General features: G+C 66.9%; 9 protein-coding genes and 1 pseudogene. 5 read left to right on the forward strand and 5 right to left on the reverse strand.

The genetic code is table 11. The annotated features are described in order from the left end of the window. A pseudogene (locus CGX12_RS17155) lies at nucleotides 1–359 on the forward strand (CobW family GTP-binding protein); the annotation flags it as partial. A 57-nt stretch (nucleotides 360–416) separates the two neighbouring features. Then, the gene (locus CGX12_RS17160; RefSeq protein ID WP_094041062.1) at nucleotides 417–2,330 is read left to right on the forward strand and encodes a methyl-accepting chemotaxis protein; all 1,914 of its coding nucleotides are present in this window, start codon (nucleotides 417–419) and stop codon (nucleotides 2,328–2,330) included. 17 nt (nucleotides 2,331–2,347) lie between these two features. Here the strand turns inward: CGX12_RS17160 and CGX12_RS17165 are convergent, their stop codons facing one another. The 4 genes from CGX12_RS17165 to prlC all read right to left on the reverse strand — a co-directional run bounded on the left by CGX12_RS17165 (nucleotide 2,348) and on the right by prlC (nucleotide 8,619). Continuing rightward, nucleotides 2,348–3,223 carry an MBL fold metallo-hydrolase gene (locus CGX12_RS17165; RefSeq protein ID WP_094041063.1) on the reverse strand — a complete coding sequence of 292 codons (876 nt, stop codon included), beginning with the start codon at nucleotides 3,221–3,223 and terminating at the stop codon, nucleotides 2,348–2,350. A 105-nt stretch (nucleotides 3,224–3,328) separates the two neighbouring features. Beyond that, entirely contained in the window at nucleotides 3,329–4,087 is a 759-nt protein-coding gene (locus tag CGX12_RS17170; protein ID WP_094041064.1) for a class I SAM-dependent methyltransferase, read from the reverse strand. Next, a complete protein-coding gene (locus CGX12_RS17175; RefSeq protein ID WP_094041065.1) occupies nucleotides 4,056–6,458 on the reverse strand; it encodes a putative bifunctional diguanylate cyclase/phosphodiesterase in 2,403 nt (800 codons plus the stop codon). Before CGX12_RS17175 ends, CGX12_RS17170 begins: the two co-directional genes overlap by 32 nt. Before the next feature lie 118 nt (nucleotides 6,459–6,576). Further along, the gene (gene prlC, locus CGX12_RS17180; RefSeq protein WP_094041066.1) at nucleotides 6,577–8,619 is read right to left on the reverse strand and encodes an oligopeptidase A; all 2,043 of its coding nucleotides are present in this window, start codon (nucleotides 8,617–8,619) and stop codon (nucleotides 6,577–6,579) included. Between the two features lie 219 nt (nucleotides 8,620–8,838). Between prlC and gorA the strand changes: the two genes are divergently transcribed. Next, nucleotides 8,839–10,191, forward strand: coding sequence for a glutathione-disulfide reductase (gorA, locus tag CGX12_RS17185; protein WP_094041067.1), 1,353 nt, complete (start codon nucleotides 8,839–8,841; stop codon nucleotides 10,189–10,191). Between the two features lie 168 nt (nucleotides 10,192–10,359). Here gorA and CGX12_RS17190 read toward each other — a convergent pair whose 3' ends face one another. Beyond that, a complete protein-coding gene (locus tag CGX12_RS17190; RefSeq protein WP_094041068.1) occupies nucleotides 10,360–10,842 on the reverse strand; it encodes an FKBP-type peptidyl-prolyl cis-trans isomerase in 483 nt (160 codons plus the stop codon). 197 nt (nucleotides 10,843–11,039) lie between these two features. On the opposite strand from CGX12_RS17190, the gene CGX12_RS17195 reads away from it, so the two are divergent. Both CGX12_RS17195 and CGX12_RS17200 read left to right on the forward strand, forming a co-directional pair. After that, entirely contained in the window at nucleotides 11,040–11,684 is a 645-nt protein-coding gene (locus CGX12_RS17195) for a thermostable hemolysin (protein WP_094041069.1), read from the forward strand. After that, the gene (locus tag CGX12_RS17200) at nucleotides 11,681–12,139 is read left to right on the forward strand and encodes an AMP-binding protein (protein ID WP_094041070.1); all 459 of its coding nucleotides are present in this window, start codon (nucleotides 11,681–11,683) and stop codon (nucleotides 12,137–12,139) included. Before CGX12_RS17195 ends, CGX12_RS17200 begins: the two co-directional genes overlap by 4 nt. The last annotated feature ends 38 nt before the right edge of the window (nucleotides 12,140–12,177 follow it).

A 12,177-nucleotide genomic window follows, 5' to 3' on the forward strand; every position in this document is an offset into this window, starting at 1 on the left:
CCCCCCGGCCGCTGCTCGCCGACCCCGGCCCCCGCCTCAGCCGCGGCCAGCCCTGGCGCCGCTACAGCAACCACGGCCAGGATCATTTTTCCATCGGCTGGCGCTTTCTCGACGAGGTGGTGTTCGACCAGGCGGCGGTCGAGGCGTTTTGCGCCGAATTCGAGGTGGCGAGGCTGAAGGCGGTGCTGCGGGTGGAAGACGGCTGGCGCGCCTTCAACAAGGTGGACGGCCGGCTCAGCGTCTATCGCATCGCCCCCCAGCGGGAAGGCCGGCTGGAGCTGATCGATCCCGCTCCCCTGGCCGCCCAGCCGCTGCACCAGCGGCTGATGCAGACGGTGCTATCGCTGCCCTCGTCATAAAACTGTCACGAGATTGTCTTAGTCTGCCGGCCACAAGGATACGTTAGGGTCTGGCCGATGAAAGTTTCGCTGTTTTCGATGTTGTCTTCGCTGCTGCTGATCGCCCTGGCGCTGCTGCTGGCCGGCGCCTTCTACCTGGGAGATCTGCGCCTGCAGCAGGGGGAAGCAACCCGCGCCGGGCTGGAGCAGCTGCGCCGCGATGCCAATATCTCCCTCTACCGCACCATCTCCGCCTACCTGGCGAGCGGCGACACCAGCCTGATGACCGAGGCCGAGCACCAGCTGCAGGCGATGGAAACCGCCCTCGGCCACCATGCCGGCGGCGAGCCGGCGCAACAGGCGGTGGCGCGGCTCCATCAGCAGCTGACCCACGACTTCCGCGAGGCGGGCAAGCTTTCCGGCAACAGCCAGCACCTGCTGCAACACGCCGAACAGGAGCTGGCCGACCAGCTCAGGGCCCTGGCCCGCTACGCCGACGCCCCCCACAGCCTGGCCCCCCGCTACCAGGCCCTGGTGGGAGAAATGCTGCCCGCCCTGCCCCGCCTTATCCACCTGCGCCAGGGCTATATCGGCGACAACAGCCCCCAGCTCCGCCAGGCCCTGGACTTTCAGTTGAACGAGTTGACCCAGCTGTCCACCCAGCTCCAGGCCCTGCCCCTGCTGGGCATCTACCAGGAGCAGGAAGTGGACGAGTTCGCCCTGCGCAAACCCAAGCCGGTGGAGCTGGGCGAGGCCCCCCGCCGGGAGGTGCACAGCCTGCTCAACCGTTACCCCAAGGAGCTGGGCAACACCCAGGACACCCTGGCCCTGCGCGGCCGGGCCTCGGACGCCCTGGGCGCCAGCCTGAACGAGATTGAGCAACAGCTGGATTTGCTGGTGGAGCGGCAGGAAGCGGTCCGCGTACAGGAATACCGGCAACTGGCCCTGCTGCTGCTGGCCCTGTGCGCCACCCTGCTGCTGTTCGCCCTGCTCAGCTACCTGTTCCAGCGGGTGCTGGTGGTCAACCGCCTGCGCCTGCTGCGCAACGCCTTCCGCCAGCTGGTGCAGGACGGCCAGCTCGCCACCCTGCCGGTAACCCACCCCAACAGCGAGCTGGGCCAGATCGCCACCAGTTTCAACGGCCTGATCGAAAGCCTGCAGCAACAGCAGCACAGCCGGGCCGGGCAGCTGCAGCACGTGTCCCAGGCCCTGGAGCAGATGATCGAAGAGGTGCTGGATATCCAGCGCCATACCCAGACCACCGACCAGACCATGAGCGGCAGCGTCGACATGGTCAACGAGCTCAACCACCTGGCCCAGCAGATGCGCCAGGCCACCGACGACATCGCCCTCACCGCCCGCGACAACCTGCAGGCCATGGGCGTCAGCCGGGAAAAGGTGGAGCAATTGGTGCACACCGCCGAGCAGAGCCAGCAGGCCGCCGAAACCGGCCGCCAGGCCCTGGACAGCCTGGTCCGCTCGGTCGGCGACGCCTCCGCCATCATCGGGGTGATCCAGCAGATCGCCGAACAGACCAACCTGCTGGCGCTCAATGCGGCTATCGAGGCGGCCCGGGCCGGGGAGCACGGGCGGGGCTTCGCGGTGGTGGCGGACGAGGTGCGCAAGCTCTCGGGCAATACCCAGGGCTCGCTCAGCGAGATCGGCGGCATCATGGAGCGGCTGCGCCTGGCCAGCGACGAGCTCAACCTGACCATCAGCAAGATGATGCAGGCCGCCGCCGCCCAGCACGATCAGGCCCAGACCCTGATGGAGGTGACCGAGCAGGTGCGCGCCACCTCCCAGGCCACCACCACGGTGGCGGAGCGGGGCGCCGGCCACGCCGACAGCCAGGCCGCCGAACTGGGCCGTTTCATGGGGCTGATGGACGAGCTGAAGGGCCAGTCCACCGAGGTGTCGGCCCGGGCCGGCCAGGTGGTGGCGCGCATCCGCAGCCAGGCCGGCACCATCACCGCCATGCTGCAGCAGGCCTGAGCCTGCCGTTCAGGCGGCTACAAGCGGTTGATGGGGATCTTCAGGTAGATGCCGCCGTCGTCTTCCGGCGGCGGCATGCGACCGGCGCGGATATTGACCTGGATGGCCGGCAGGATCAGCCGGGGCATGGCCAGGGTGGCGTCCCGCTCGTCGCGCATCGTCACGAATTCGGCCTCTTCGACGCCCTCCCGCACATGGATATTGTGCCGGCGCTGCTCGCCGACCGTGGTCAGGTACTGGTGTTCCCGTCCCGGCCTGGGATAGTCGTGACAGATATAGATGACGGTGTCCTCGGGCAGGGCCAGCAGACGATGGATGGACTGGTACAGCCGGCTCGCGCTGCCGCCGGGAAAATCGCACCGGGCGGTGCCCACATCCGGCATAAACAGGGTATCGCCGACGAAGACCGCCTGTTCGTTGACGATATAGGCCAAATCCGCCGGGGTATGGCCGGGGGTGTGCATCACCCGGAAGCGGAGTTCGCCCACCTCGAAGGTGTCGCCATCGGCGAACAGCTGATCGAACTGGCTGCCGTCGGGCAGGAAGGCCCGTTCCAGGTTGAAGACCCGGCGGAAGATGCCCTGCACCTCCCGGATATGCTCGCCGATGGCGATCCTGCCGCCCAGTTGCTCGCGGATGAAGGGGGCCGCCGACAGGTGATCCGCGTGGGCGTGGGTTTCCAGTATCCAGTGCAGGGTCAGCCCCTGTTCCCGGACAAAGTCCACCAGTTGTTGCGCCGTGTCGGTGCGGGTACGGCCCGACTTGTAGTCGAAGTCCAGCACCGGGTCGATCACCACCGCCTGGCCGCCGGGCCGGTCGTACACCACATAGCTGAAGGTTTCGCTGTCTTGGTCCAGAAAGGCCCTGACGAGCGGGGCGCCGTGCCGAGTCATGTTGTTGTCCTCCTGATGGCGGAAGCCGATTTAAATTAGTATAAACTAATTTACAGCATACTTCCTCGCGTATCGCCATCGCAAGCAGCCCGCCCGGCTGCCGGCCTACAGCGCCGCTTTCACATAGAGATCGAAGCGGTTGTTCTTGCTCTCGATCTGCGCCGAAGGCGTGACCCCGTCGAGGAAGCCGGCGTAATCGGGCCGCTTGACCACCACCCGGGCGCGGGCCAGGGCCAGCGCCTGGGGCAGCAGGGCGTCGGCGTCTTCGTCCGCGCCCACCAGGGAGTGGAACACCCGCATTTCCTTCTTCACCAGCGCCGACTTCTTCTTGTGGGGAAACATGGGATCCAGGTAGACCACATCCGGTGCGTCGGTGATGTCCGCCAGGCCCTGGCCGAACGGCAGCAGCCGCAGTCGCTCGGCAACCCAGCCACCGATCTCCGGATCCAGGGCCGCCCGGCGCAGGCCATCGGCGAGCAGGGCGTGCACCACCGGATGGCGCTCGCACAGGGTCACGGCGCAGCCCAGCGAGGCCAGCACGAAGGCATCCCGGCCCAGGCCGGCGGTGCCGTCCACCACGCTCGGGTTGTGGCCGTGCTTGAGCCCCACCGCCCGGGCGATGCTCTGGCCCCGGCCGCCGCCGAACTTGCGCCGGTGCGCCACGGCGCCTTCCACAAAGTCCACGAACACGGCGCCGAGTTTGGGCTCGTCCAGCTTGCGCAGCTCCAGCCGGCCCTGGCTGTACACCAGGGCGAAGGGCGCCGGCGCCGTCACCCCGGCCAGGCGCCGGGCCAGTTGCCCGCCCTCGTCCGCCAGGGCGGGGTCTTCCACATCAATCTGAATCGGGTACTGAGTGTCCGCCATAGGACTCCAAAAAAGGCAGCAATTCACGAATGGCCAGGGGCCGGGCGATCAGGTAGCCCTGCAGGTAATGGCAGGGCTGGGCGGCAAGATACGCCGCCTGGGCCTCGGTTTCCATCCCTTCGATCACCACCGACATGCCCAGGTCGCCGATGATGCGCAGTATGCCCTCCAGCAGCAGGCCGTCGCGCCGGTTGCCGGGCAGGTGGTCGATAAAGCTCTTGTCGATCTTGACCAGGTCGATGGGAAAGGCGCGCAGGTAGTTGAGCGCCGAATAGCCGGTGCCGAAATCGTCGATGGCGATGCGGCAACCCGCCTCGCGCAGGGCGCGGATCCGCTCCAGGTGCTGTTCATTGCCCTGCATGAACAGGGACTCGGTGATCTCGAAGATGATGTGCCGGGGCGACAGGCCGTGCTGCTGGATCACCGACAGCCATTCGCCGCCGTCCAGCCCCAGGCTCTGGAACTCCAGGCTGGAGCGGTTGATGGCCATGTCCAGGTCGTAGCCGGCCTGGTGCAGCCGGCGCAGGTCGGCGCAGGCCCGGTTCAGCACCCAGTCACCCAGGGCCTGCACCATGCCGCACTCCTCCGCCACCGGCACGAACTCCGCCGGGGAGATGAAGCCCAGGGCGGGATGCTGCCAGCGCACCAGTGCCTCCAGTTTGGTGATGCTGCCGGTCCCGGCCGCGACGATGGGCTGGTAGTGCAGGCTGAGGCCGCCCTGTTTGATGGCCTCCACCAGCTCGTGCTGCAGCCGCAGCCGGCGGCTCTGAAAGCGGTTGAGCTGGCTGTCGTACAGGGCCAGGGACTGCTTTTTCTGCTTGGCACCGAACAGCGCCAGCTCCGCGTGCTGCAGCAGGCTTTCGGCGTCTTCCTCCTCGGCGCCGGGCCAGAGCGCCCCGCCCAGGGTGGCATCCACGTAGAGGTGCTGGCTGGCCAGGTGCAGCGGCCGGTTGAGCGCACCCAGCAGGTGCTTGCCGAAGATGCGCGCCTGGCGGTGCTGCACTATGCCGGGCACCAGCACCGCGAATTCGTCGCTGCCGATGCGGGCCAGGAAATCGCCGCCGCGCAGCCGGCTCCGCAGCCGGCCCGCCACTTCCCGCAGCACCTGATCCCCCACCCTGTGGTTCATGGCGTTGTTGAACAGCCGGAAGTTGTTGAGATCCAGGATCATCAGGGCGAAGGGGTCACCCCCCTGGCAGCACAGGTTCAGGCGATGCTGGAAGCTGGCCCGGTTGGCCAGGCCGGTGAGGCCGTCTTCCTCCGCCAGTTGCACCGGCTGCGGCGCCGACGGCTTGACGTGGCTGATGTCGCTGAACACCGCCAGGTACTGGCGGACCCGCCCCCGCTGCCGCAGGGTGGTGATCCTGAGAAATTCCGGGTACACCTGGCCGTTCTTGCGCCGGTTCCACACCTCGCCCTGCCAGCAGCCGTGCTCCCGCAGCGCGGCGTTCATGGCCTGGTAGAACTCCTTGGCATGCATGCCCGACTTCAGCAGCGAGGGGAAACGGCCGATCACCTCGCCGGCGGTGTAGCCGGTGATGCGCTCGAAGGCCGGGTTCACCGCCAGGATGCGGGTGCTGGCATCGCAGATCATCAGCCCTTCCGGGCGGAACTGCTCCAGGCTCTGGGTCAGCTGCAGCCCGCCCTCGTCCGGGCGTTGCCGCTCCAGTCCCTCCAGCAGGCCGACGAAATGATCGGGCCGGCCCTGCTCGTCGGGCACCAGGGTCAGGTGCATGCGTCCCCGGAACACCTGGCCGTTCTGGTGCAGGTAACGCTGCTCCAGGGTGGCCATGCCCTGCCCCGGCTCCTGGCCCAGGCGCTGGTAAAGGCGCAGGCTGTCGGGCCAGTCGGCGGAATGGGTCAGGTAGCTGACCGACTTGCCCGACAGCTCGGCCGGGGCAAAGCCCAGGGCCCGCTGCAGTTGGGGGTTGCTCCAGAGGATGGTGCCGGTCGGGCTCAGCTTGAGCAGCGGCAGGGGCAGATGGTTGAGCAGGATCAGCGAGCGGGTGGCGATACGGGCCCGATCGTGCTGGCTGAAGATGGCACGGAACAGCCGGGGCCAGGTGGCCGCCGGCAGGCGCTGGCCCCGGCGCTGCCACAGGAACAGCAGGCCATAGCCCGGATAACAGGGCGACAGGGACAGGAAGTAGCCCGCGCCGGCCTGCAGCGCCCGGCAGTGATGCCGGCCCAGCGGTTGCCGGCCCTTGCGCAACCCGTGCAGGGCCACCTCGGGCAAGGCCACGCCGGCGGCCAGCACCGGCTGCCATCCCCCCTCCTGCAACCGGCACAACAGGGCGCCGTCGGCCACCTGCTGTTCCACCAGTTGATCCAGGCACCAGAGGTTAAACCATGATGCGACCTTGCTTTCCATACCGCCAAATTGTCCGAGAGCCCGTGCGAGTCACCCGTGTATACCTTATCCGGCCGGGGCCTGGCCAGAGGCGGGCACAAAAAAGGTGGCCTCGGCCACCTTTTATGTTTCTGTGCCCTCAGGCGGCGATGCCGGAGTGGCGCAGCAGGGCGTCTATCTTCGGCTCCCGGCCGCGGAACTGCTTGAACAGCTCCATCGGCTCTTTCGCGCCGCCCTGCTCCAGCACCGCGTGCAGGAAGTCGCGGCCCACCCTGGCCGAGAACACCCCTTCCTCCTCGAAGCGGGCGAAGGCGTCGCTGGACAGCACCTCGGCCCACTTGTAGCTGTAGTAGCCCGCCGCGTAGCCGCCGGCGAAGATGTGGGAGAAGCTGTGCTGGAAGCGGTTGAACTCGGGCGGCGGCAGCACCGATACCCTGCTGCGCACCTGGTTCAGTATTTCCTGTACCCGGCCGGGCCGGGCGCCGTCCCGGGCCATGTGCAGGCGGAAGTCGAACAGGGCGAACTCCAGCTGGCGCAGCATCATCAGCGCCGAGTGGAAGTTGCGCGCCGCCAGCATCCGCTCCAGCATGTCCGCCGGCAGCGGCTCGCCGGTCTCGAAGTGGCCGGAGATAAAGGCCAGCGCCTCGGGCTGCCAGCACCAGTTTTCCAGGAACTGGCTGGGCAGCTCCACCGCGTCCCAGGCCACGCCGTTGATGCCGGCCACCCCGGCCACGTCCACCTTGGTCAGCATGTGATGGATGCCGTGGCCGAACTCGTGGAACAGGGTCAGCACCTCGTTGTGGGTGAACAGGGCGGGCTTGTCGCCCACCGGGCCGTTGAAGTTGCAGGTCAGGTAGGCCACCGGCTTCTGCAGGCTGCCGTCCTCCCGGTAGCGGCGGCCGATGCAGTCGTCCATCCAGGCGCCGCCGCGCTTGTTGGCGCGGGCGTAGAGATCCAGGTAGAAGCTGCCGCGCAGCTCGCCGCTGTCGTCGTAGATGTCGAAGAAGCGCACGTCCGGATGCCACACCTCCACCCCGAAGCGCTCCCTGACCTTGACGCCGAACAGCCGCTTCACGGTCTCGAACAGGCCGTGCACCACCTTCTGTTCGGGGAAGTAGGGGCGCAGCTCCTCGTCGGAGATGGCGTACTTGTGCTGCTTGAGCTTTTCGGCGTAGTAGCTGATGTCCCAGGCGTTGAGCCGCGCAACGCCGTGCTGCTCGCGGGCGAAGGCGGTCAGCTCGGCCAGTTCCGCCTCGCCCTGGGGATGGGAGCGTTCGGCCAGCTGTTCGAGGAAGTCCAGCACCTGCTGCTCGCTCCGGGCCATCTTGGTGGCCAGGGACACCTGGGCATAGTTGTCGTAGCCCAACAGCTCGGCCAGCTCCTGCTTGAGCGCCAGGGTTTCCTCTATGATGGCGGTGTTGTCGAACTGGCCGGCATTGGGGCCCTGATCCGAGGCCCGGGTGCAATAGGCCCGGTACAGCTCCTCGCGCAGGGCGGCGTCATCGGCGTACATCATCACCGGCAGGTAGGAGGGAATGTCGAGGGTGAACACCCAGCCGTCCAGCTCCCGGGCCCTGGCCTGGGCCTCGGCCGCCGCCAGGGCGGACTCGGGCAGGCCGGCCAGCAGCGCCTGGTCGGTGATGTGCTTGACCCAGGCCTGGGTGGCGTCCAGCACCCGGTTGGAGAAGGTGGAAGCCAGCTCCGACAGCCGGGCCTGGATGGCCCCGAAGCGTTTCTTCTGCTCCGCTTCGAGGGCGATGCCCGACAGCCGGAAGTCGCGCAGGGTGTTGTCCACCTCCTTCTGCTGGGCCAGGCTCAGCTTCTTGAAATCGTCCCGGTCCGCTAGGCTTTGGTAGGCTTCGAACAGGCCCTCGTGCTGGCCCATCCAGGTATGGTACTCGGACAACAGCGGCAGGCAGGACTCATAGGCCTGGCGCAGCGCCTCGCTGTTCATCACCCCGTTCAGGTGGCCGATGGGCGACCAGATCCGGCTCAGGTGGTCGTTCACTTCCTCCAGCGGCGCCACCAGGTTGTCCCAGGTGAACTCCTCGTGGCGCGCCAGCACCGTTTCCACCCGCTTCTTGCAATCCGCAATGGCATGCTCCACCGCCGGCTTGATGTGCTCCGGCTTGATCTGGCTGAACGGCGGCAAGCCGTCCATGGTAAGTAGCGGATTCGTCATGGTCCTGTACCTCTTATTGTTTTGGCCGTCGCCTGCCCGCGGGCAGGGAGGGGATATTCCCTAACATGATGACGGCGGCGCCAATGTTCAAGCTTTTCCTGATCCTGTTCCCTGATTGACCGCCGGAGTGCTCAATTACTGACCAGATGCCCGGCAGAAACTTGGTGTACAATCGGCCAACAGTGTTAATTGACCCCCATTCCACCACGGAGCAGACATATGGCACAACATTTCGACTATATCGCCATCGGCGGCGGCAGCGGCGGTATCGCCTCCGCCAACCGCGCGGCCATGTACGGCAAGAAAGTGGCGCTGATTGAAGCCAAGGATCTGGGCGGCACCTGCGTCAACGTGGGCTGCGTACCGAAAAAGGTGATGTGGCACGGCGCCCAGATCGCCGAGGCGGTCAAGCTCTACGCCGCCGATTACGGCTTCGACCTGGAACTCAAGGGCCATGACTGGAGCACGCTGGTGGAAAGCCGCCAGGCCTATATCGGCCGCATCCACCAGTCCTACGACCGGGTGCTGGGCAACAACAAGGTGACGGTGATCAAGGGCTTCGCCCGCTTCAGGGACGCCCACACCGTCGAAGTGAACGGCGAGGAAATCACCGCCGACCATATCCTGATCGCCACCGGCGGCGAGCCCATCATCCCCCATATTCCGGGGGCCGAGCACGGCATCGACTCCAACGGCTTCTTCGAACTGACCGAGCAGCCCAAACGGGTGGCGGTGGTCGGCGCCGGCTACATCGCGGTGGAGCTGGCCGGGGTACTGAACGCGCTGGGTTCCGAGACCCACCTGCTGGTGCGCAAGCAGGCGCCGCTGCGCAGCTTCGATCCCCTGCTCACCGATACCCTGGTGGAGGTGATGGCCACCGAGGGCCCGCGGCTGCACCCCCATTCCATTCCCAAAAGCGTGGAAAAGCACGCCGACGGCAGCCTGACCCTGCACCTGGAAAACGGCGAGTCGCTCAATGTGGACTGCCTGATCTGGGCCATCGGCCGCCGCCCGCTGACCAAGGGCCTGAACCTGGAAGCCGCCGGCGTGTCGGTGGACCAGCACGGCTACATCAAGGTGGACGAGTACCAGAACACCACGGCCCCGGGCGTATACGCGGTGGGCGACAACATCGGCTACGTGGAGCTGACCCCGGTGGCGGTGAAGGCCGGACGGCAGCTGTCCGAGCGGCTGTTCAACAACAAGCCCGAGGCCAGGATGGACTACGATCTGGTGCCGACCGTGGTGTTCAGCCACCCGCCCATCGGCACCATGGGCCTGACCGAACCCCAGGCCCGGGCCCAGTACGGCGACGATCAGGTCAAGGTGTATACCTCCTCCTTCACCGCCATGTACACCGCCGTGACCCGGCACCGCCAGCCCTGCAAGATGAAGCTGGTGTGCGCGGGCGACAATGAAAGAGTGGTGGGCATCCACGGCATCGGCTTCGGCATGGACGAGATCCTGCAAGGCTTTGCGGTGGCGGTGAAGATGGGCGCCACCAAGGCCGACTTCGACGCCTGCGTGGCCATCCACCCCACGGCGGCGGAAGAATTCGTGACCATGAGGTAGGCAGACGGAGCGCCATTCGGTCACCGGATGCCCATCCGTACGGCTTGGTATAGTGCCAGTCGGCGCCGACAGGAGCAGCATCGAGCTGATTGATTGTCAGACTGATCGGCACTCCAGATGTGAAAAAGGCCGGCGTTCACGCCGGCCTTTTTTATGAAGATCAGCCACTCAGTGGTGGTGGCCACCCTCGCCGTGGGCGTGGCCGTGGGCGATTTCTTCCTCGCTGGCGGGGCGCACCGCCACCACCTCCAGTTCGAAGGTCAGGGTGCGGCCGGCCAGGGGATGGTTGAGATCCACCTCGGCCATGAACTTGCCCACCTTGAGCACCGTCACCTGGCGGTGGCCCTGGTCGGTGTGCACCACCGCGGTCATGCCCGGCCGCCAGCGCGCGGCGCCGGTGAGGTGCTTGACCGGCACCCGCTGGGTCAGGCCGTCCTTGCGCTCGCCGTAGGCCTCGGCGGCCGGCAGGGTCACGCTGAACCGCTCGCCGGCTTCCCTGCCCGCCAGGGCCTTTTCCACCCCCGCCATCATGTTGCGGTGGCCGTGCAGGTAGGCCAGCGGCGACTGGCCGGCGTTGCTTTCCAGCACCTCGCCATTCTCGCCCTTCAGGGTGTAATTGAACTGCACTACGGTGTTGTCGGTAATCTGCATGAGGGTTCCTGAAATGGGTGGTCAACGGCGCCGATGATAGCAGATGACGAGGTTGCGGAAACCACCGCCACCCCGTTGCGCGCCATGGACGGCGGCAAACGGCGTGGCGATCTCTCTCTTTCACCGTCGCTCGCCGGCTTAAGCCAGGCTTAAGTTTCCTCCTCTAGGCTTGCCGATAATGTCTGACGGAGGACATCATGAGCAAGCCACTTCATCCCCCCTACCGCTTGCGCGCGGCCGCCACCGGCACCGAGCGGGCCCGCCTGGAGGCCTTTATCCAGGCCGCCTACCTGCAGGCTTTCGAGGCCCGCATTCCGCATTTCCTGCCGCTGCTGCTGGGGCTCTATCAGTCCGACGGCGACCTGGTGGCCGCCTGCGGCCTGCAGTTCGCCGACGAGGCCCCGCTCTATCTGGAGCAGTACCTGGACCAGCCGGTGGAGCAGCGGCTCGGGGCTCACTGCCGCCGCCCGGTTTCCCGGGCCGGCATAGTGGAAATCGGCAACCTGGCGACCAGCGCACCGGGCAACGGCCGGCTGATGTTCGCCGCCATCTGCCAGCAACTCCACCGGCAGGGGCTGGAGTGGGTCGTCTTTACCGCCACCCGCGGCCTGCTCAACAGCTTTCACCGGCTGCATCTGAACCCTGCGATGCTGGCGGATGCCACCGCCGAGCGCCTGGGGCCGGACGCCGAGTGCTGGGGCAGCTATTACCGGCACCAGCCCAGGGTCATGGCCGGTGCGCTGGCCGAAGGTCAGCGCATCCTCGCCGAAAACAGCCTGCTGCTGTCGCTGATCGCGCCGGGCCCGGACCTGCATCCCCGCTCACGGGAGGCCCGCTCATGACCGACCTGTGGACCCGCCTGGCGGAGCACGCCCGCCACCGGGGCGACGCCACGGCCCTGCTCGACAAGGACCGCCGGCTCGGTTACCGGGAACTGCCCGGCCGCATCGAGACCCTGGCCGAGGCGCTGGCGCGGTCCGGCACCCGGCGGCTGGCGCTGGACAACGGCATCGACTGGGCCCTGCTCGACCTGGCCTGCGCCCGGGCCGGGCTGGTGGCCGTGCCGGTCCCCGGTTTCTTCAGTGATCAACAGCGCCAGTGGCTGCTCGACAGCAGCGGTGCCGACACCCTGATCGGGCCGCCCGCCGAGGGCTGGCAACCCTGGTCCCCGGCCCCCGGACCTGCCTCTCATCCTCCTCTGCCGCTGCCGACGACTAGCGAGGGGTGCACATCCCACTCAGTCTCTTTTCATGTCACAATGCATATGAGACTCAAATGCAGTTATATATTCTGCTAACCCCAGTATACATGGTTAATCTCCAGATGCACAGTCCG

It is taken from the genome of Zobellella denitrificans, assembly GCF_002237365.1.
Lineage (GTDB): Bacteria > Pseudomonadota > Gammaproteobacteria > Enterobacterales > Aeromonadaceae > Oceanimonas > Oceanimonas denitrificans.